The sequence below is a fragment of the Microcoleus sp. genome, assembly GCF_041354475.1.
In the GTDB taxonomy this organism is placed as follows: domain Bacteria; phylum Cyanobacteriota; class Cyanobacteriia; order Cyanobacteriales; family Microcoleaceae; genus Microcoleus.
Map to the genome: position 1 here is coordinate 43,593 of NZ_JBGJZU010000016.1, position 19,114 is coordinate 62,706.

Genomic DNA, 19,114 nt, shown 5'->3' on the forward strand with positions numbered 1-19,114 from the left:
AGCGTCCTAACCGCCGAGAATGTGGCTGCTATATATTCCTGACAGTTACAGATCTAGAGTCAGGAATTTCTCCGAACAAGAGATAGAGTTTACTATATACTACTGTAACTGTATATACTAACTGGAGTTAATAAAAATGTCAATTCCTAAAAAAAAGTTACGACCATGACAGACAACCGTATTTAATGTATAGTACATAAAATCGGTCAACGAACAGGAGTTAAAGGTTATGAGCATTACAATTGAGAACGTATCCAAGCACTTTGGGTCGTTTCATGCCATTGACAGCGTGAGTTTGGAAATTAAAAACGGCTCTCTAGTGGCGCTGTTGGGCCCTTCGGGTTCCGGGAAATCGACTTTGCTGAGGATGATCGCGGGACTTGAACCCCCAGATAGCGGTAACATTTATTTGATCGGTGAAAATGCTACTCAGCAGTCGGTGCAGGAACGGAATATCGGTTTTGTGTTTCAGCATTACGCTTTGTTTAAGCACATGACGATCCGAAAAAATATTGCTTTTGCGATGGAAATTCGCAAAGTTCCTAAAGACACAATTAACAAACGGGTTGAGGAACTTTTGGAGTTAGTGCAGTTGGGTGGTTTGGGCGATCGCTACCCTTCCCAGCTTTCGGGAGGCCAACGACAGCGGGTGGCCTTAGCCAGAGCTCTAGCAGTTCAGCCGAAAGTGCTGCTATTAGATGAACCTTTCGGAGCGTTGGATGCTAAAGTTCGCAAAGAATTGCGATCGTGGCTGCACCAACTCCACAAAGAAGTGAATATCACTACAGTTTTTGTGACTCACGATCAAGAAGAAGCGATGGAAGTAGCCGATGAAATTGTAGTGATGAACAAAGGTAGAGTGGAACAAGTTGGCACTCCTGCTCAAATTTATGACAAACCGGCAACGGCTTTTGTGATGAGTTTTATTGGGCCTGTTAATGTGTTGCCGAATGCGATCGGGCTGTTTAACAGAAATGCTGAAGAACTATCTAACCATGGAGCTGCTCATTCTCAAGTAGTATTTTTGCGTCCCCATGATGTGCTAATTAACACTCAGCCGGAGTCCGGTTTTGCGGAAGCAAAAGTCAGCCGCATCATTCATCTGGGACGCGAAATTCAAACTGAATTGCTATTAGAATCGGGTCAAATTGTGACAGCTTACGTCAGCCGCGAGCGCTTCGATCAACTACAGTTAGTGCGAAATCAAAGGGTTTATGTCAAACCCAAACACGCGATGACTTTTCCTGCTTATTCTATCTAAATCCACCGTTGCATCTTACTCAAAATCTGGTCACGCGGTAATACATAAATCCTCAAAGATTTTGGCCTTCTTTGAGTGTTTTAACTTGTGGCATTGTCTTAACTCTGGTAGCGACAGGTTACTTATTGACCAAACCGCCTTAACAGCCTTGGCAGTTGCCATATCGCTAGCTAGGTACTAGCTCAAGCGATTTTTTCATCAAAACCCCAAAAAATACCACTATACACATATCGGAAAACAGTATATTATTGAATAGCAGATTTAAAACTGAAACACGAGTAGCAAATGTGGAACGATCTTCTAGAGTGGAATATGCCCTGTTAGCGCTCTTGGAACTTGCAACGCCCTACCCCAAGGACTCCCCCCTCACGGTGAGCGAAATTGCTGCTGCTCAAGAGATACCGGAACGCTATCTAGACCAAATTCTGACCGTGCTGCGACGTGCGGGTTTCGTGCAAAGTCTGCGGGGCGCTAAAGGCGGTTATTTGCTGGCAAAAGAACCCTGGCAAATTACTTTGCTAGAGGTGTTCTCAGCTTTAGAAGGCGACAGTAGCAGCAAGGTTCAAAAAGTTTTAGAATCCGCAACAGTAGAAAAGACTGCGGTACGAGAAATCTGGCAGGAAGTCACAGCAGCATCTCTGACAGTTTTGGGCAAATACACTTTGCAGGATTTGTGCCAACAGCGGGACGCTCGCAAACAAGTCAATCCCATGTACTACATTTAAGTGGAGATAAATTAAGCCATGAAAATTGCTAAGGATGTTACAGAAATAATTGGTAGAACTCCTTTAGTTCAGCTCAATAAAATTCCCCAAGCCGAAGGAGTAGTTGCTCAAATTGCGGTAAAATTGGAAGGGATGAATCCGGCTGCTTCGGTGAAAGATCGCATCGGGGCGAGCATGATTCAGGCGGCAGAAGAGGCGGGATTAATTGCACCGGGGAAAACTATTTTAGTGGAACCGACTTCGGGCAATACTGGAATTGCTTTGGCAATGGTGGCGGCGGCTAAGGGTTACAAATTGATTTTGACAATGCCGGATACGATGAGTTTAGAGCGCCGATCGATGTTAAAGGCTTACGGTGCTCAGTTAGAATTAACTCCGGGACATGAAGGGATGTTAAGCGCGATCGCCCGCGCCGAAGAAATTGCAGAAGAAACTCCGGGTGCTTTTTTGTTGCAGCAGTTTCGCAACCCCGCTAATCCGAAAATTCACCGGGAAACTACGGCGGAGGAAATTTGGGCCGATACTGACGGTAAAATAGACTTTTTAGTGGCTGGAGTTGGCACCGGCGGTACGATTACGGGAGTTGCTGAAGTAATTAAACAGCGCAAGCCGAGTTTTAGGGCGATCGCAGTAGAACCGACAAACAGCCCCGTGCTTTCTGGAGGCAAATCTGGTGCCCACAAAATTCAAGGAATTGGTGCAGGATTCATCCCGGAAGTCTTGAAACCAGAGTTAATTGATGAAATAATTACTGTTAGCGATGAAGATGCGATCGCCTACAGTCGTCGGCTAGCGAGAGAAGAAGGATTATTGTCAGGAATCTCCGCAGGCGCAGCTTTATTTGCAGCCATTGAAATCGGCAAGCGTCCCGAAAATGCTGGAAAATTGATAGTTTTTGTGCAGCCTTCTTTTGGCGAACGCTACCTTAGTACAGTGCTGTTCAAAGATTTAGAATTACCGACAGTCAGCGAACTCGAAGCATTAATTAGCAATTAATCCGCAGTAGGGCGATCGTCCCTCCTGCGACATTGATATCAGCTTAACCCGAAAGACCGCCAGGGAATTAATTCCCTGGCTCAAAGCGAAAGTCCTCTGAAGAGGACTAATGAGTTAATAGTCCTCTTCAGAGGACTTCAGCTTTGAGGCAGGGGTTTGAACCCTTGCCGGACTGCACCGAAAGCGCATATTTGTTGACAGCAATACTCCTGAAATTACCCTACTTTTCAGACTTGATACAACTTCCAACTCGCCATTGCCAACATTCCATAAATCACCAACTTAAGCGGGCGTTGAGGCATAATTTGGCAGAATTTAGCCCCTACTAAAACTCCCGGCACCGAACCCAACCAAATTGGCAATACTAAACTCCAGTCTACTGTTCCCAGGCTGAGGTGTCCTAGAGAAGTAAACATCAACAAAATAGCCGCCTGAGAAATATCTGTACCCACCAATTTTGAAGAATCTAGGCGGAAAAAAGTAATCAATAACAATGCAAACATCGAACCGGAAGAGACGCTAGTGATTCCCACTATGGAGCCTAAAATTGCTCCAGCAATCACAGTACAAATACGGCCATAATTAGTATTTAAGTCCCATTCTGGCGGCTGTGGTAATTTCAAATTAGGGAGAAGGATTTTGAGCGATAATTGGGAGATTGCTAACATGACAACTAGGGCGATCGCCATTCCCAGACAGTGCAACAAGATGTAATCTAAGTTCTCAGTGCCGCTCCCTTTGATGCAGTGTAATATCCACACACCACCCAGGGAACCAGGCACGCTTCCTAAAGCCAACCATTTAACTACTTGCAAGTCCAGGGTTTGTTGTTGCCAGTGTTTGAAGCCACCAACAACTTTCATAAATGTGGCTGCTACGACATCTGAACTCACAGCAATCGATGCCGGAACTTGAAAGACACAAATCAACATCGGCGTAATGAGTGAAGCTCCTCCTACTCCGGTCAAACCAACGATAATTCCCACGAAAAAACTGAAAAATGATAGTAATAAGTAGTTCACGGTTAGCTCCCCAAAAGGTCGATCGACTGCTGGGTGGAAAATAGGTCGGGAGTATCGAGAACATTAAAATGAATCAATCCCACAATCACAAGAGTGAAGGCGGTTGATGAGATGAAACCGGTCAATAACTCTTTTTTGAGGTTTTTTTCCTTGGGTTTGTCTGTAAAAACCTCTACACTCCCTAGCTGCATCAACAGAATTCCAGCAATATTGGACAGCCAGTAGCCGACAATTGAGCAAGGAAATAGTAAATCTGGGGAAAGCAAGCTACAGAGATACCCAAAGGCATAAGCAATGGGCAGATTGAAAAATAAATCGTTCCACCAACACAGCGGTGATAGCAAATATCCAATTACTAGAAGCAATCCGCCTCTGAGTTTTTTCAACCAGCCTTTTTTCAAGCCGTCTCGCTTAGCTTCGGGTAACTTCTCGCTTGCTGACTGTGCTGAAATCTGGGACTCTTCACTGACTTTTTTAGCATTTTTCACGTCAAAATCTTCATAACTCGATCGATCTACCGTAGTTTATCATTAAAACCGAGAATATGTCCAGTAACTCGATCGAGTTACTGGACTTTCTCGAAATCGAGGAAAGTTTAGGTATTTACACTCAATAATAGCCGTTGTCTGTTAACTGCTGTGCGCTTAATCGGGGATGGGAACAGTGACTGAACCCTGGGCTGAGGCCAAAATCACATAAATTACTCCTATTCCCAATAAGCTGAGGGCAAAACTGAAAAATAAGATCATGCCGTCTGGTGGCTCGTAGGTATCGTGGTCAATTTGGTGGCGAACGGTGAAGTAGTGCTTGGTTGAGATTAAGACTGTCGCCAAACCTACTAGAGAGAAGATTAAGCCCAATTTCCACCCCATCGTGTGACGGTGCTGTAGGGGGAGTTGGATAACGCGCAGTCGGACGATGACGACGCCAAAACCCATAAGTGCGATCGCTGCCCGCATCCATGCTAAAAAAGTGCGTTCATTGGCAGAAAGATCGATCGCCCGCGACAGATTTTGCTGTTTTAGTTTCTCCTCATCTACTGTCATCGGTGCCCACTATCTAGCCTTTTTTTGGTAAATCAGGTGCGTCGCCCTGGAAAATTTGGCAGTTCAATTTAACAGGTTGTAGCAACGCACCCTACAAATCAACTTTTATATGAAAACGCACCATTATTCTGCTGTCATCAAACCAAATGAACTGGCAGGAACTGTGAATATATAATAGATTACTCCCGCCCCTAGGATGGCGATCGCGAGGCTAAACAGAATTACCCAGCGATCGGTAGGTTCATAGGTATCATAATCGATATCGTGGCGGACACCGAAGTAGTGCTTAGTTGAGAATAGCACCGTCAGCAAACCCACTGCCGAAAAAAGCAAACCCAACTTCCAGCCATTACCGGGAGTTGGGAGCATAGGAGGATGGAAGGCGCGAAGGCGCACGATAACTACGCCAAAACCCATCAGCGATATTGCTGTCCGCATCCATGCTAAATAAGTGCGCTCGTTTGCCAAGTGATCCCGCACCCGCGACGGATTTGGTCGCTTAGTCTTTTCTGTATTTACTTTTGTGGATGTGAACTTTAATAGCATGGCTCAACCTTTTAATCGTGACTGCAAATATAGCAACCCTCGTATCATTTGTGCATTTCTTACTCCCGGACCTTAATAAGGTCCGGGTTGGGGTGGGGTAAAAAACTTTACTACTCGTGCAAGCAGGGCTGTTTCATTCTTTGTAGGGGCAATCCCACGCCCGGTTGCCCCAATGCCTGAAATGACGGAAAATTGTCGGTGGGGGGGGTAGGCACGCACCATCCACTACCCCTACAAAGCCCTGGTTTTTTGGAGAATGAAACCGCCCTGGGGCTAGGGGGGGTTACTTCTTCCTTCTACTTACCTGTTTTTACAAAGCCGAGGGCGTTTCAACTACAGCCCAATCAATCATTTTCCTCAGTAGGTGCGTTGGGTAATTGGGTATCTATTTGACACTCCCCTGCCTGAAGGCGAGGGGATTCTTGGTTCTGCGACATACCTTAAAACTATCTATCCTTGCGGCAGTGTTTAAACCAGGTATCCGTTCAAAAGAACCAAATATCGAGCTTAATTTAGATAGCCTCAGAGGGTTTGTCTCCCCAAGCTTTCGAGAATTGCTTCTCTTGTTTCTGTGTGCCCCACAGTACATTTTAGAAATAAAAAGTTTGGTCTCTGATTTTGGCTTACATTAGTTAGCCCAGCTATGTTTTTCGTGGTGTTCGCCACCCACTAACCATTATTGTTTTCCGACCAGTCGTTTGAGCGTGGTGTCTCATGTGTATCGGCGGTTATTCTACCTGTAGTATAGTTATTTTACTCTACAATGAACACAATGCAAGAAAGTTCAAGAAAACACTTAACAAAAGTTGATAATTAATTAAAGCCGTCCTAGAAGGACGGGGCTTTAGACCCAATTTCTTGGTAAGCCTGAGTCACGTCAGGAACAAACCAATTCGCATCCCCAGGCTGGAAAAATTTAGCAGTAGGAACGTTAAATTCAATAGCCGCCGTCTGGGGATTAGCTGTCGCTACAAATTGAGTTCCGTCAACTATTTTAACAGCTACGCGGCCGGTCAATGCTTGTGCAACTCGATCGCCCACACTTAAATCGGTGGCTTTGACATCGCTGGGTAGATAAATTCCATCACAATCCCATTTGTGTTCTGTTATTTGGCCAGCCCCCAGAAAATAAAGAGCATTCTCGTAATCCGAAGGTGCTTTTTTTGGGTTTTGAACTGCTAATCAAAACTATCACTGTCAATGGGGAGTGGATTCAACTTAGAACTGCCGTAAATAGCATTTCCTTCGCTGTCGAATTTGGAGTGAATTGCATCCACTCTATGCCGCATCGATCCCGCCAGTTCAGGAGAACGCAGCCGCTGCAACACAAACCATCCGCAAGTAGCAACTAAGTACATCAAGAACAAGTAAGGAAACTTATCATAAGGAGCTTCTGGAGGTGGGAACATAGTGCTACCGGGAATGCCAACACTGCCCACCACAGGAATCATCATAAATGCGATCGCTACGACTGAAAATACGATATCTTGCAGGCGCAATTTACCAATTTTGTGCAGGTAAACTGGTGCGGCGAGCGAAATTAAGACGTAAACAGTTAAAAATCCATAGCTATAAATTGCTCCTAAATAACCCATGCAATCAAACAGCTTGATATTAAACAAAGACATTACAGCCGGAACCAAAAATGTCATAAACGTACACATCGTCACAGCAACGTGGGGAGTTCTGTTAGAGGAATGGGTCCTACCTCATGAAGAGTGAAATAAACCGTGGCGCGCCATCATAAAAAAGACTCTAGCCGCTGGATTTATACTGCCAAGTACAAGTGCATGAGTACCCCTCGTTCGCCAGCATTGACGATCGCAAAAAACCTCGATAAGATAGTTAGCAGCAAAATCAGGAGAGCGAGCTTGACTGCAATGTCCACATCTCTATTAGTTTGATTAGCAGATTTAGTCTTAGGGATTTTACTGCTAGACTCTCCACTGTTAGATGACATATTCCTCGTCTCTATAGGGATTCAAAAGTAGCAGTAAAACCATCTAAGGTAAAACATTCTTCCATAAAATCCTCTGCGTCATTGACGTTTTCAATTTGATATTCCATGATGCGTTGGCCGTCACCTTTCATTTTTTTTGAAGAAAGAGGTGTTCCCGGATATTTTTCAGCGATCGCCTTGAATGCCTTAGAATGGATATCCCAGCTTGCTGCTGAGCAGTTAATGCTTACACGCCACATAATTAAATTCCTGGTTGGATTCGATTTGCCAATAGTCTGAAACTTATTGTGCCACGATTTGGTAAATCGCAGGCGCGCTCAGATATTATTAATAATCTTGTGGTTTGGGAGAGAGCCATCATGCTCCATTCCCTAGGGGAGGTTTATCATAAAATAAATTACAATGACCAGTCTTGGAATTGATGAAATACAACATCATCCCCTATAACCCCAAACTTAAGGAACTTGCCCGCCAGCTTCGCAACAATATGAGTCCAGGCGAAATCAGTCTTTGGAAATACATCAAAGGCAAACAAATGATGGGCTATGACTTCGATCGCCAACGGCCTATCGATGAATTTATTGTAGACTTTTATTGCAAACAATTAATGCTGGCGATCGAGATTGATGGATATTCTCATGACAGTGAGGAAGCACAAAAGCGCGATCGAGAACGACAAGCTCGCTTAGAATCGCTAGGCGTGAGATTTTTACGGTTTACAGAGGAGGATGCAAAGCATCAGGTTGAAGGTGTTTTAGAGGTGATTCAGGCTTGGGTTTTGCAGAATGGATACAGCCCAATCCCCCTCAAAAGCCGAGGACACACCCCCAGCCCCTCTCAAGAGGGGAGCAAGAGCCAGTTCCCCGATTAGGAGGAGGTAGATCCAGTTCCCCTCCAGGGAGGGGTTAGGGGTGGGTTCCCCGATCAGGAGGAGGTAGATCCAGCCCCTCTCAAGAAGACACACCCCCAGCCCCTCTCAAGAGGGGAGCAAGAGCCAGTTCCCCGATGAGGAAGAGGTAGATTAGATCCAGTTCCCCTCCAGGGAGGGGTTAGGGGTGGGTTCCCCGATCAGGAGGAGGTAGATCCAGCCCCTCTCAAGAAGACACACCCCCAGCCCCTCTCAAGAGGGGAGCAAGAGGCAGTTCCCCGATGAGGAGGAGGTAGATTAGATCCAGTTCCCCTCCAGGGAGGGGTTAGGGGTGGGTTCCCCGATGAGGAAGAGGTAGATCCAGCCCCTCTCAAGAAGACACACCCCCAGCCCCTCTCAAGAGGGGAGCAAGAGGCAGTTCCCCGATGAGGAAGAGGTAGATTAGATCCAGTTCCCCTCAAGAAGACACACCCCCAGCCCCTCTCAAGAGGGGAGCAAGAGCCAGTTCCCCGATGAGGAAGAGGTAGATTAGATCCAGTTCCCCTCCAGGGAGGGGTTAGGGGTGGGTTCCCCGATGAGGAAGAGGTAGATTAGATCTAGTTCCCCTCCAGGGAGGGGTTAGGGGTGGGTTCCCCTCCACGGAGGCGTTAGGAGTGAGTTTCTACTTCAACAGTGTAGAAAAATCAAGAGATTCTGTTGTTTGGAAAAAAACTAAAAGCCGATCGACTATGCGACGGACACCACCTTGGACGTTAGACTCAACATTCAAAGGCATCACCGGATCGTGCAGAGATAAACGTAACAGAAACCAGCCAGATTCGTGAGGTGATGTGCAGGAAATCCGCAGCCCTTCATAGTTATTGGGAACGATTTTCCAGTCGGCTTGAGTTGATGCAAATTCTTGCAGTTGTTCAATAACGCGATCGCCCAGATTCCTAAAATCATCCACATTAATTTTAATCCGAAACTCGGCACTTTCTTCCGGTTCTTGTAAATTGGCAATTAAAGCTGGCAATGACTTATTTTGGAGCTGGGATTTAGCCAATTCAATCAATAATTTACTAACCAAATAAGCACCATCATCCAGAAAGTAATTTTCCTTCAAAGCTCCATGGCCAGAAGTTTCAATAGCCAGCCAAGATTCCTGTCCGCTTTGATTGAGACGAATCGATTCATCAATCACATTTTTGTAGCCTCTTTTAAAGCGATGGTGAATTCCTTTTAAATCCTGTTCGATGAATTGCGTTAAGCCATCGGAAGTAATGGAATCGGTGACAACGGTGGAACCAGGGTGTTCTTGTAAGACGATCGCCGAAATCAAGGCAATTAAGCGATTGCGATTGAGTTCCTTGCCGCCTCCATCGACGGCCGCACTGCGATCGACATCCGTATCAAAAATAATCCCAAAATCAGCTTGATTAGCAATTACCGCTTGACAAATTGACTGCATTGCCTGTTTATCTTCAGGATTTGGCACATGATTGGGAAAAGTGCCATCTGGTTCCAGAAACTGACTCCCTGTGGTATCAGCACCTAAAGGTTTTAAAACTTTATCCACATAGAATCCACCCGCACCATTACCCGCATCCACAACAATCTTTAATCCATTTAATGGCTGCTGAAAATTATCTGGATGATTAACTGATTCGCGAATTTTAGTCACAAATTGGTTAGCATAAACCGAGATAAAATCATGTTTGCCAATGCTACCTGGAACCGTGGCTAGTTCAAAGTTATTACTTTCAGCTAATGCTAAGATATCTGTAATATCTTTTTTTTGTAAACCCCCATTGGCGGTGAAAAACTTTAAGCCGTTGCGATTAAAAGGCAAATGGCTAGCCGTGAGCATAATTGCCCCCTCGCAATCAAAACCAGGAGTAATGGTACTCATAAACATCGCCGGAGTTGATGCCATGTCAAAATCGTATACTTGGCTACCAACAGAGGTGATTCCGGCCATGACTGCTGACATTAAACTGGGCCCGGATAGGCGGCTGTCGCGCCCGATCGCGATCGTTAACTTTTCCGCAGGTTTATGGACTTTTCCCACCAGCCAATTCACAAAGGATTGACCTAAAATTGTGGCAATTTCGGGCGTGAGGTTAACTTTTTCATCGGGAACCCCTTCGAGGGCGATACCGCGAATATCTGAGCCATTTTGGAGCTTTTTCCAGTTATAGTTTTGCATAACCATTGATGGTAATATTTTGGAAACACCTTATTTTACAGCAAATCTTTATTTAAAAATGTTACATTTATTGCATTTGAGAGTATTAGGATTGACATAAGTACCAAAGAAACCGGGTTTCTGTGAAAAATCTAAGATTCTCAACTAAATATCTGGGAAGAAACCCGGTTTCTGGCCTCGGCGTGCAATATCACCTAGTTTCATGGTTGATAGATTTCTTCAGCATCTTCTAAATAATATTCAATCTCATCATCTTCGCCGAAAAGTTGGATTAATGCAAAATTTTGCCACTCGGTACTTTGCCAGTCCGTATATTCCGATATTATATCAAATCCATTGGCATTGGAATTATTCATCTCTCTCTTTTCTGACTCTGTGTTCTCTGCGCTCTCTGCGGTTAAATCATTCCGATCCAACCTTAAATGATTTAGCTGTTGATTTACCCATAACTTCTCCTCAATATCTCATTATAACAATATCTCTGAAGGTAAGACATTCTTCGTCGTCACGGTGACAGAGTTTTTCAATCCAACCCAGGGAATTGTAGCCCTATCACCGCTGAGATTAAGCTCTCATTCCTTAGTCGCGCTCAACGCTGTAAATTGCCTGCAATCGGAACTCACCATGAGCAGGAACTTCGACAATATCCGTCGCCGCATTAGTCGTTTCCACGCAGATTAAACGCTGATAATCGCTATCATCAAGGTCGGCCATACTTGCAGATATTTTCACCCAGGGATTCCACACTACAGCAGATTTGCTACCAGAGGATTTAATGCGAATACGACGATTCAGGGCGCTATCGTCAATGACTAATTCATTGGTAACATCGAGATAAATGCGATCGACTTCACCAGTTGCTACCACTCCACCCACTTGAGTTTTTTCCACACCACCATCGGCTTTATCAAGATACTGGGTATTTTCCAATCCCAAAACCTGCACGAGGTTGATATCTCCTACTTGGAAATAGGTGTGGAAAGCTTGGCTGAGGGGAAAGGCTTTGTCCCCTAAATTGCGGGTAATTAATTCTACCGTGAGAGTGGTTCCGACGGTAATTGCGATCGTCAATTCAAAGGCTTGGGGCCACATCGCCCTAGTTTCCTCAGTATCCTTAAGCCCCAAAATCACTTGAGTTGCGCCCTCTGGAGTAGTGCTGGTGGCTACCACATTCCAGAGGCGATTCCGCACAAACCCATGGGCTGGACGCCCCAAACCTTCGGGATCGGGGCCAAACCAAGGCCAACAGATGGGTACACCGCCTTTGATGGCTTTCCCCTCCGCATAGTAGGCTTTGTCGCTGAGGAACATCAAATCTGTGGTTTCGGTGGCTGGTTGGAAGGAGAGCACTTGGCCAGAATACACAGAAATCAAGGCTTTGGCTTGGCCATTGTCGATGTGAATCATCGGAAAACCACCGTTTCCGGTGGCGAAGGTGAGGTGGCCGGCAATGCCATAGTCGGTGTTTAATTGGTCAATACTCATGCTGTTGGCGGGAGTGAATTACTTCATAATTATCTCAGGACTTTAGTATTATTGAACCGCGAAGACGCGAAGGACACGAAGTAGCTTTGTAGGGTGCGTCGCCGCCGGATATTCAATGGAAATTGCTGATTGTAGAAAGCGACGCACCTTTATCCTTGACTCATCCTGTGAATAAGTTGCCTAACAGCTTGGGCTTCAGCGGACGGACTTGCACTTTGTATCATAACTGATAGCGCCAACATCCGTTCTGCTACAAGCCCTGGTTAGGTGGCTGGTGCAACTGCCGAATAAACTCTTGATAAAACTGCTCATGTGAGCCGGAAAAGTTTTCCATTCCAGTCTTTGTTAAATACCCACTCTTCTTTTGAGTATGTGGATTTTTTACATAGCTGTAAATCACTTTTTGACGCTCTGGATTCTCATGCCAGGTAATGTTGAAAGCTGCGTATTTTGGAAAAAAAGTCATTTCTGAATACGCATCAATTCGATCGTGAATCCACCAAGCTAATGCTGTCCAATCTTCTGTCTGATGGTAATAAGGAATAAAAGAAGTCACAACCACACAGGCAGTTGCACCCATATACCCATTCTGATCTCTGACATCCCAGATGTGCCCTGCATAATTATACTCATTACTGGCGCAACTATATTGATTTTTATTTTCCGCACCTATTTGATTGACAGCACTAGCACGGAAAGACGAACGGACGCTGATTCGACCGAGTGCATCTTGAATTGGCTCAAGCACTTTTTCGCACAGATTTCTCCCTGCGGCAATTGCTAAATCTGGATCGTCTGGAATATTAGGAATGCTTTCAATTTGTGAGATTTCAGAATACAGAAACTCACGCATAAAAAAACTCTTTGAAAGTTGGATACGTCCTAATTCTTCCAGAGATTTTACTGTTTGCGGTTTTCTCATACTTTTAACACAGTTTTTAGAGGACGAATCATGGGCGTTCCCATTTAAACTTACGGTCAGACTCTTGAATTAGCACATCATTAATACTAGCTTCACGTCTTCGCATCAACCCATTTTCGGCAAATTCCCACTGTTCGTTACCATAGGCGCGATACCAGTAGCCAGAATCATCATGCCACTCATATTCAAAACGCACAGAAATCCGATTGTCTGTAAAACTCCATAGTTCTTTTTTCAAACGATAGTCTAATTCTTTTGCCCATTTGCGTTTTAAGAAAGCTTTGATTTCTGCTCTTCCACTGAAAAATTCGGCGCGATTTCGCCACTGTGAATCTTCGGTGTAAGCCAAGGCTACTCGTTCTGGATCGCGACTATTCCAAGCATCTTCTGCGGCTTGAACTTTTGTTTTAGCTGTTTCTAAGGTAAAAGGTGGTAGAGGTGGTTTAGTTTCCATGTCGATGTAGATAGAGGATATAGTGCCAGTTACTCACGTAGAATACACTTGGGTTAAGGGAAAACAAGGCATTCATTACCAGATTCCCATTTCGGATATTTAGACATAATCCTAGTGTAAATTTCGGAGTCTACAAACTCGGTTAACCAAGACTGTAAGTCTGGCAAAGACTGTTGATTAAACCACTCAATATCGGTATGAGCAAATTGACGAACAAAAGGGGCGATCGCCCTATCTGCCAAAGCCACACGATTCCCAAACAAATATCTGGTCTCCCTTAACCGTGAGTTGAGTAATTCCAGATATAAATAACCTTCTGTTCGATGAACAATTGCATCAGTATTTTCATAACGATTCGGGTATTTATAACGGTCAAGATGATATTTAAAACCCCGATCGCATTTATCGACCAATTCCAGCATTTCGGCAACACAACCTTGCTCTGGAATCAACCATTTTTCAGGATCATGTTGCAGCAGAGCCCAAAACATGATGTCAATACTTTCCTCTAATACCCGTCCATCGCGATCGACTAATACAGGCACTGTACCTTTGGGAGATACATCCAACATTTCCCGTGGTTTATCGCGCAAGACAACCTCCCTTAATTCACACACTATCCCGCTTGCAACCACAGCCAAGCGCGCGCGCATCGCATAGGGACAGCGGCGAAAAGAATACAAAATTGGGTAATTTGAAATACCTTCAGTTGGTGATCTCATCGGGTTTTTCCTGAACATTATAACGCGCACCAATATGTTTTTGGTCGCCACTCTTAGCCAACTCAATTTGACGTTGCCGTTCGGATAAACTTTGTTTTTGTGCTTCCGTTTTTGTACCATAGCAATGAGGACAACTCATCCCTAATACAAATAATTCCGAAGCTCGATCTTCCTGACTAATCGGGTGGCGGCAAGCGCGACAAAGTTCATAGTCACCGGGCTTTAATCCCTGACCAACTGTCACACGTTCATCAAAGACAAAACATTCACCTTCCCAACGACTTTCTGCTTCTGGAACTATTTCTAAATATTTTAAAATCCCCCCTTCCAGATGATAGACTTCATCAAAACCCACCTTACGCAAAAATGCCGTAGATTTCTCACATCGAATCCCACCTGTACAAAACATCGCTACCTTCGGTTTATGGTGTAAAGCAGTTTCTTGTTCCACCCATTCAGGTAATTCAGAAAAACTTTTTGTTTTGGGATTAATCGCACCTTTAAAAGTGCCGATCGACACTTCGTAGTCATTACGCACATCAACTACGACAACATCAGGATCATCAAGCAGTTTGTTCCACTCTTCGGGCTTGACATATTGACCAGCCATGTGGTTAGGATTAATATCAGGTACACCCATCGTGACAATTTCCCGCTTTAAGCGTACCTTGAGGCGATAAAACGGTAATTTTTCTGAGTAGGATTCCTTGTGTACCAAATCCGCAAAACGGCTGTCACTTCGCAGGAATGCCAGCACTGCATAGATGCTTTCGGGTGCACCTGCTATCGTCCCATTGATGCCTTCTTGGGCAAGCAGAATAGTACCAACGACTTGATTTGCCTCGCAGCAGGCGAGCAGCGGTGCTCTGAGCTCGGCAAAATCCGATAATTCAACGAACTTATATAATGCAGCGGTTAAGAATTCAGCCATCTATCTTAGTATTTATTGCAACTGAAAAAACAAATCACTCCTACCATCATATCATCCCCGGTCTGTGGTTAGGCGCTCTTTTTTAAACTAAATTTAATTTGACAAATCATTTTGGCGGGTTCTAATATTTTGAGGGAGTACGATCGCAAATTCCGTACCTGCTCCTGGTGTAGACGTGCAAATCAGATCTCCTTGATGTTTATCTCGGACAATCTGATAAGCTATCGACAATCCTAATCCTGTACCTTTTCCTACAGGTTTTGTGGTAAAAAAGGGATCGAATATCTTAGATATTAAATTTTCTTTTATACCCAACCCATTATCTCTAATTCTGACTATCGCCAAATTTTCGGGGGTCATTTCCGTAGAAATTACAATAGTTGGGTTACTATTGATATAATCCATCTTGGATTCTTGAACAGCGTCGATCGCATTACTCAAAATATTCATAAAAACTTGGTTTAACAAACCAGGATAACACTCTACTTTTGATAAAATGCCATAGTTTTTAATCACTTCAATTGCAGGTTTTTGCTCAGTCGCTCTCAAACGATGTTGTAAAATCATCAGAGTGCTTTCCAAACCAGAGCGCAGGTCAACTGGTTTCAATTCTGATTCGTCTAGTCGAGAAAAATTTCGCAAATTCAGCACAATATCTGTGATGCGATTCGTTCCTTCTTGCATGGAATCCATGATTTTTTGTAAGTCCTCTTTCACGAAATCTAAATCGCAAGTTGCTAAAGATTTTTGAAGTTCAGGCGTAGGACTAGGATAGTGTTTTTCGTAAAGATTAATTATTTCTAGCAGTTCTTCAATATATTCTTTAGTACAGGTGATGTTACCATGAATAAAGTTGACTGGATTGTTAATTTCATGGGCAATGCCTGCCACCATTTGCCCTAAACTAGACATTTTTTCAGTTTGGACTAATTGGGATTGAGTTGTTTGGAGGTTGTAAAGAGCTTCCGAAAGTTCTTTGGTGCGTTGTTCTACTCTATTTTCTAATTGTTCATTAGTGGTTTTGAGAGTTATGAAATATTCCCGCAGCCGCTCTGCCATCCTGTTGAAAGAAGTGGCTAAAATTCCTATTTCTGTAATGCTCGATCCAGGCACGTTTTGATCTAATTCTCCCGCGGCGATCGCTTGGGACGCGGTGACAATCCGAAAGATAGATTGGATAATGCGGCGAGAGGTACAAATCCCCAAGGAAACTGCTACTAACAATGCTCCCGCACACAGCCCAATTGTAGTGCGAGTATTGGCGTTAATTTGTTCTGTAAAGTCAGATTCGGGAACGACAACTACTACTAGCCAGTCTAAACCAAATTTATCCTGCCAAGGTGCTGTACGGACAAATTGGCGACGACCTTTCTCGGTAAATTGTAAGTTATGATTTTCTGTGATTTCCCGAAAACTACCAAAGGTTTTATTCAAATAAGTAGCTGTGGATTTAATTAAAGTTTCGCTACTATTTACAGCATTAATTCTCTCGGCTTTTTTGTTAGTTATTTTAAAAGGATGTTCCTGAGACGAACTCGCTACCAGCATACCGTCGCGCTCTATAATAAAAATTTTACCGGAAGAACTAACTGCTATTTTTCGCAGATAATCGCTGATTTGAGAAAGGCGGATGTCAACAACCAAAACACCTTGTAAACTCTTATTATTGTAGATGGGATAGCCAGAAGCAATAGATAAAATTTCGGGAAAACCTTCCCAATTAGTAATTTTACTCCAAATCGGTTTTCTCGAACGGATGGCTTGTTTATACACCAGATCGTTCCGAGGCTCGTAATCGTATACATATTCCAAATGAATGCGATTTCCTTGCCCATCTGTATGGTAACTGTGAGTTTTACCTTTAGTTTTGGGGGAAAGTTCATCAATAGCTATTTTTCCAGGATCGAGGAAATATCCAGAACCAACATAGTTACCTTGGGCTGAACTGTAGAAGATGTAGCCAACATTAAATACCTGCATTTCTTTCCAAAAAAAATGTCCTACTTTAGGAAAGTTTTGTAAGTCTAATTGTCCTAATTTAATAGCATCGGCATTAATTTGATTGATTTGTTGAGGTGTGGCTAAATAGCTGTCTAGGTGCTGATGGATGCGATCGCTAACTTCGTTGCTGAGTCGATTGGCTAAGTCGTTAATGGCTTTTTGTCCGTTTCGGAACGATAAATATCCCGTTAAGCCTACGGCGGCGAAGATTTGTAGGACAAAGGGAACGATCAGGAGGGTTTGCAGGGATATTTTTCGGTTCGCTGGATTTGACAAAGGAAGTTTCGTGAAAATTGTGGTCGGTTTTACCATGGGCTGTATATCGGAAGTTTTGCGATCGCAGAAATAGAGGATTATCGCCAAGTAACATCATCCTCTATGTAGCCATAATATGCTATTTCTCTCTCTATACGATTGATTATCCCTAATTTTTATGACTTTTTGAGAAATTCTAGATTCTTGACTACTATAATACTATCATTGTCAGTCCGTAGCGACCAATAGCTGCGACATCAATCAACATCTCCCATAATTCCTCTGGAACAGACCTCAACAACCTGTTCTTGACTATCTTTGTGGGAGACATCAATATTCCTAACTTCCTAAAATTAACCGTTATGTGCCAATTACTAGGAATGAACTGTAATGTTCCCACAGATATTTGCTTTTCTTTTGAGGGTTTTTCGGCCAGAGGTGGCAAAACCGACATTCATCAAGATGGTTGGGGAATCGCTTTCTTTGAGGGTTTAGGATGCCGCATTTTTATAGATTCTAAACCAGCCATTAGTTCTCCAGTGGCTGATTTAGTGCGTCGCTATCCCATTCATTCAACTAACGTGATTGCTCACATCCGTAAAGCTACTCAAGGTGACATTGTTCTGGAAAATTGCCATCCTTTTGGGCGGGAACTTTGGGGGCGCTATTGGGTGTTTGCTCACAACGGAAATCTGGAAAATTTCAATCCTGAAAGTGCTGGGTTTTACAAGCCTGTGGGTAAAACTGACAGTGAAAAAGCGTTTTGTTTGATATTGGAAAAATTGCGATCGACTTTTCCTGAATATAAGCCGGATTTAACTGAACTTTATCCGGTCTTGAATGAAATTACTAAAAGTTTAGCAGAGTACGGAATTTTTAATTATTTACTTTCCGATGGAGAACATTTGTTTGTGCATTGTTCTACCAACCTGCATTATATTGTGAGACAAGCACCTTTTGCTAGCGCCCACTCGATCGATGAGGATGTGACGGTGGATTTTCGGGAATTGACCAACGAGGGCGATCGCGTGGCGGTAATTGCTACTTTACCACTTACGGATAATGAAGTTTGGACGAAGATTCAGCCGGGAGAATTGCTGGTATTTCATGATGGTTTGCCAATCAATTTTGAGAGATAGCTTGGCGATATCTGATAGGTCTGATTTAGAATAGATAGTCACCAAAACGATCGAATCGCTAGTTTTGAGGTAATAAATAGCACGGTAGCCAGCGCTTTTGCCTTTTTGAATGTCACTGTTTTTAATTCTGACTTTGAAAATTTCGTACTCCATCCCCGGAATGCGATCGCCCGGAAGTTCCCCCGCTTGAAGTTGTTCGATTACAGGCTGAATGTCTTTGCGAATGTTGCGATCGCGTTTGCCTAAAGTTCGCAAGTCTCTTTGAAATCGAGGGGTGAGTTCAATTGCGATCGGTTTTGGATCAATTGTCATCGATTCCATCCCACAGTTGAGACAAAGGGAGAGTTTTTCCGGTAATTGCCTCATGGAAGCCTTGCTGAATCCCTTCGAGGACTGTTTCAATGGGGTCATCATCGTGATCGATATCAGTGTTTTGACGAATTTCTTGTTGCAGTTCTTGGAAGCGTCCTTTATAGATATCTTCCCATTTATCGGACTGCAAGAATTTGATGAAAGCTAAGACTTCTTGTTGCTGGTCTGGCGATAAGACCTTCACATTTTCCAAAATGGTTTGTTCTACGGTCATAATTATC

At 43.8% G+C, this 19,114-nt stretch carries 23 protein-coding genes; 5 read left to right on the forward strand and 18 right to left on the reverse strand.

Features of this window, described 5'->3' with window-relative positions; translation table 11 throughout:
- The first annotated feature begins 229 nt into the window (after positions 1 to 229).
- The 3 genes from ACBR23_RS08880 to cysK all read left to right on the forward strand — a co-directional run bounded on the left by ACBR23_RS08880 (position 230) and on the right by cysK (position 2,982).
- The gene (locus ACBR23_RS08880) at positions 230 to 1,261 is read left to right on the forward strand and encodes a sulfate/molybdate ABC transporter ATP-binding protein (RefSeq protein ID WP_371118385.1); all 1,032 of its coding nucleotides are present in this window, start codon (positions 230 to 232) and stop codon (positions 1,259 to 1,261) included.
- A gap of 287 nt (positions 1,262 to 1,548) precedes the next feature.
- Entirely contained in the window at positions 1,549 to 1,986 is a 438-nt protein-coding gene (locus ACBR23_RS08885; protein ID WP_371118386.1) for an Rrf2 family transcriptional regulator, read from the forward strand.
- Between the two features lie 18 nt (positions 1,987 to 2,004).
- Complete coding sequence (gene cysK, locus ACBR23_RS08890) at positions 2,005 to 2,982, forward strand: cysteine synthase A (protein WP_371118387.1); 978 nt, start codon at positions 2,005 to 2,007, stop codon at positions 2,980 to 2,982.
- A gap of 227 nt (positions 2,983 to 3,209) precedes the next feature.
- Here cysK and ACBR23_RS08895 read toward each other — a convergent pair whose 3' ends face one another.
- The 8 genes from ACBR23_RS08895 to ACBR23_RS08930 form a co-directional block, all read right to left on the reverse strand.
- Positions 3,210 to 4,004: a sulfite exporter TauE/SafE family protein gene (locus ACBR23_RS08895; RefSeq protein WP_371118388.1), complete on the reverse strand. Its 795-nt coding sequence runs from the start codon at positions 4,002 to 4,004 to the stop codon at positions 3,210 to 3,212.
- 2 nt (positions 4,005 to 4,006) lie between these two features.
- Positions 4,007 to 4,492 (reverse strand): hypothetical protein, encoded by a 486-nt coding sequence (locus tag ACBR23_RS08900; protein WP_371118389.1) that lies wholly within the window; start codon positions 4,490 to 4,492, stop codon positions 4,007 to 4,009.
- A gap of 156 nt (positions 4,493 to 4,648) precedes the next feature.
- Complete coding sequence (locus tag ACBR23_RS08905; RefSeq protein WP_371118390.1) at positions 4,649 to 5,050, reverse strand: YidH family protein; 402 nt, start codon at positions 5,048 to 5,050, stop codon at positions 4,649 to 4,651.
- A 123-nt stretch (positions 5,051 to 5,173) separates the two neighbouring features.
- Entirely contained in the window at positions 5,174 to 5,596 is a 423-nt protein-coding gene (locus ACBR23_RS08910) for a YidH family protein (protein WP_371118391.1), read from the reverse strand.
- 828 nt (positions 5,597 to 6,424) lie between these two features.
- Complete coding sequence (locus tag ACBR23_RS08915; RefSeq protein WP_371116545.1) at positions 6,425 to 6,637, reverse strand: hypothetical protein; 213 nt, start codon at positions 6,635 to 6,637, stop codon at positions 6,425 to 6,427.
- 137 nt (positions 6,638 to 6,774) lie between these two features.
- Positions 6,775 to 7,248 (reverse strand): hypothetical protein, encoded by a 474-nt coding sequence (locus tag ACBR23_RS08920; RefSeq protein WP_371116546.1) that lies wholly within the window; start codon positions 7,246 to 7,248, stop codon positions 6,775 to 6,777.
- 116 nt (positions 7,249 to 7,364) lie between these two features.
- Complete coding sequence (locus ACBR23_RS08925; protein ID WP_371116547.1) at positions 7,365 to 7,556, reverse strand: hypothetical protein; 192 nt, start codon at positions 7,554 to 7,556, stop codon at positions 7,365 to 7,367.
- An 11-nt stretch (positions 7,557 to 7,567) separates the two neighbouring features.
- A complete protein-coding gene (locus tag ACBR23_RS08930; protein WP_340523228.1) occupies positions 7,568 to 7,795 on the reverse strand; it encodes a hypothetical protein in 228 nt (75 codons plus the stop codon).
- Positions 7,796 to 7,977: 182 nt separating this feature from the next.
- Here ACBR23_RS08930 and ACBR23_RS08935 point away from each other — a divergent pair, with 182 nt between their 5' ends.
- Positions 7,978 to 8,427 (forward strand): endonuclease domain-containing protein, encoded by a 450-nt coding sequence (locus ACBR23_RS08935; RefSeq protein ID WP_371116548.1) that lies wholly within the window; start codon positions 7,978 to 7,980, stop codon positions 8,425 to 8,427.
- Positions 8,428 to 9,085: 658 nt separating this feature from the next.
- On the opposite strand, the gene ACBR23_RS08940 is transcribed toward ACBR23_RS08935, so the two are convergent.
- The 8 genes from ACBR23_RS08940 to ACBR23_RS08975 all read right to left on the reverse strand — a co-directional run bounded on the left by ACBR23_RS08940 (position 9,086) and on the right by ACBR23_RS08975 (position 17,439).
- A complete protein-coding gene (locus ACBR23_RS08940; protein ID WP_371118392.1) occupies positions 9,086 to 10,612 on the reverse strand; it encodes a phosphomannomutase/phosphoglucomutase in 1,527 nt (508 codons plus the stop codon).
- 200 nt (positions 10,613 to 10,812) lie between these two features.
- Entirely contained in the window at positions 10,813 to 10,968 is a 156-nt protein-coding gene (locus tag ACBR23_RS08945) for a hypothetical protein (protein WP_371118393.1), read from the reverse strand.
- 223 nt (positions 10,969 to 11,191) lie between these two features.
- A complete protein-coding gene (locus ACBR23_RS08950) occupies positions 11,192 to 12,097 on the reverse strand; it encodes a D-hexose-6-phosphate mutarotase (RefSeq protein WP_371118394.1) in 906 nt (301 codons plus the stop codon).
- Between the two features lie 250 nt (positions 12,098 to 12,347).
- The gene (locus ACBR23_RS08955) at positions 12,348 to 13,019 is read right to left on the reverse strand and encodes a peptidase M15 (protein ID WP_371118395.1); all 672 of its coding nucleotides are present in this window, start codon (positions 13,017 to 13,019) and stop codon (positions 12,348 to 12,350) included.
- A 28-nt stretch (positions 13,020 to 13,047) separates the two neighbouring features.
- Entirely contained in the window at positions 13,048 to 13,473 is a 426-nt protein-coding gene (locus ACBR23_RS08960) for a DUF1348 family protein (RefSeq protein WP_371118396.1), read from the reverse strand.
- Between the two features lie 53 nt (positions 13,474 to 13,526).
- Positions 13,527 to 14,195 (reverse strand): glutathione S-transferase, encoded by a 669-nt coding sequence (locus ACBR23_RS08965; RefSeq protein WP_371118397.1) that lies wholly within the window; start codon positions 14,193 to 14,195, stop codon positions 13,527 to 13,529.
- Positions 14,179 to 15,126 carry a rhodanese-related sulfurtransferase gene (locus tag ACBR23_RS08970; protein ID WP_371118398.1) on the reverse strand — a complete coding sequence of 316 codons (948 nt, stop codon included), beginning with the start codon at positions 15,124 to 15,126 and terminating at the stop codon, positions 14,179 to 14,181. Before ACBR23_RS08970 ends, ACBR23_RS08965 begins: the two co-directional genes overlap by 17 nt.
- 93 nt (positions 15,127 to 15,219) lie before the next feature.
- Entirely contained in the window at positions 15,220 to 17,439 is a 2,220-nt protein-coding gene (locus ACBR23_RS08975; RefSeq protein WP_371118399.1) for an ATP-binding protein, read from the reverse strand.
- A 305-nt stretch (positions 17,440 to 17,744) separates the two neighbouring features.
- On the opposite strand from ACBR23_RS08975, the gene ACBR23_RS08980 reads away from it, so the two are divergent.
- Positions 17,745 to 18,521 carry a class II glutamine amidotransferase gene (locus ACBR23_RS08980; RefSeq protein ID WP_371116561.1) on the forward strand — a complete coding sequence of 259 codons (777 nt, stop codon included), beginning with the start codon at positions 17,745 to 17,747 and terminating at the stop codon, positions 18,519 to 18,521.
- Here the strand turns inward: ACBR23_RS08980 and ACBR23_RS08985 are convergent.
- Entirely contained in the window at positions 18,429 to 18,833 is a 405-nt protein-coding gene (locus ACBR23_RS08985; protein ID WP_371116562.1) for a type II toxin-antitoxin system RelE/ParE family toxin, read from the reverse strand. The genes ACBR23_RS08980 and ACBR23_RS08985 overlap by 93 nt on opposite strands.
- Entirely contained in the window at positions 18,823 to 19,107 is a 285-nt protein-coding gene (locus tag ACBR23_RS08990) for a hypothetical protein (protein WP_371116563.1), read from the reverse strand. The genes ACBR23_RS08985 and ACBR23_RS08990 overlap by 11 nt, the downstream gene beginning before the upstream one ends.
- Between the last annotated feature and the right edge of the window lie 7 nt (positions 19,108 to 19,114).

Coding starts and splice junctions, on each gene's coding strand:
- ACBR23_RS08920 (WP_371116546.1), bottom strand. CDS start 7,248: ATGACATTTTTGGTTCCGGCTGTAATGTCTTTGTTTAATATCAAGCTG.
- ACBR23_RS08955 (WP_371118395.1), bottom strand. CDS start 13,019: ATGAGAAAACCGCAAACAGTAAAATCTCTGGAAGAATTAGGACGTATC.
- ACBR23_RS08945 (WP_371118393.1), bottom strand. CDS start 10,968: ATGAATAATTCCAATGCCAATGGATTTGATATAATATCGGAATATACG.
- ACBR23_RS08950 (WP_371118394.1), bottom strand. CDS start 12,097: ATGAGTATTGACCAATTAAACACCGACTATGGCATTGCCGGCCACCTC.
- ACBR23_RS08985 (WP_371116562.1), bottom strand. CDS start 18,833: ATGACAATTGATCCAAAACCGATCGCAATTGAACTCACCCCTCGATTT.
- ACBR23_RS08960 (WP_371118396.1), bottom strand. CDS start 13,473: ATGGAAACTAAACCACCTCTACCACCTTTTACCTTAGAAACAGCTAAA.
- ACBR23_RS08905 (WP_371118390.1), bottom strand. CDS start 5,050: ATGACAGTAGATGAGGAGAAACTAAAACAGCAAAATCTGTCGCGGGCG.
- ACBR23_RS08910 (WP_371118391.1), bottom strand. CDS start 5,596: ATGCTATTAAAGTTCACATCCACAAAAGTAAATACAGAAAAGACTAAG.
- ACBR23_RS08970 (WP_371118398.1), bottom strand. CDS start 15,126: ATGGCTGAATTCTTAACCGCTGCATTATATAAGTTCGTTGAATTATCG.
- ACBR23_RS08925 (WP_371116547.1), bottom strand. CDS start 7,556: ATGTCATCTAACAGTGGAGAGTCTAGCAGTAAAATCCCTAAGACTAAA.
- ACBR23_RS08930 (WP_340523228.1), bottom strand. CDS start 7,795: ATGTGGCGTGTAAGCATTAACTGCTCAGCAGCAAGCTGGGATATCCAT.
- ACBR23_RS08935 (WP_371116548.1), top strand. CDS start 7,978: ATGAAATACAACATCATCCCCTATAACCCCAAACTTAAGGAACTTGCC.
- ACBR23_RS08980 (WP_371116561.1), top strand. CDS start 17,745: ATGTGCCAATTACTAGGAATGAACTGTAATGTTCCCACAGATATTTGC.
- ACBR23_RS08880 (WP_371118385.1), top strand. CDS start 230: ATGAGCATTACAATTGAGAACGTATCCAAGCACTTTGGGTCGTTTCAT.
- ACBR23_RS08990 (WP_371116563.1), bottom strand. CDS start 19,107: ATGACCGTAGAACAAACCATTTTGGAAAATGTGAAGGTCTTATCGCCA.
- cysK (WP_371118387.1), top strand. CDS start 2,005: ATGAAAATTGCTAAGGATGTTACAGAAATAATTGGTAGAACTCCTTTA.
- ACBR23_RS08975 (WP_371118399.1), bottom strand. CDS start 17,439: ATGGTAAAACCGACCACAATTTTCACGAAACTTCCTTTGTCAAATCCA.
- ACBR23_RS08965 (WP_371118397.1), bottom strand. CDS start 14,195: ATGAGATCACCAACTGAAGGTATTTCAAATTACCCAATTTTGTATTCT.
- ACBR23_RS08940 (WP_371118392.1), bottom strand. CDS start 10,612: ATGCAAAACTATAACTGGAAAAAGCTCCAAAATGGCTCAGATATTCGC.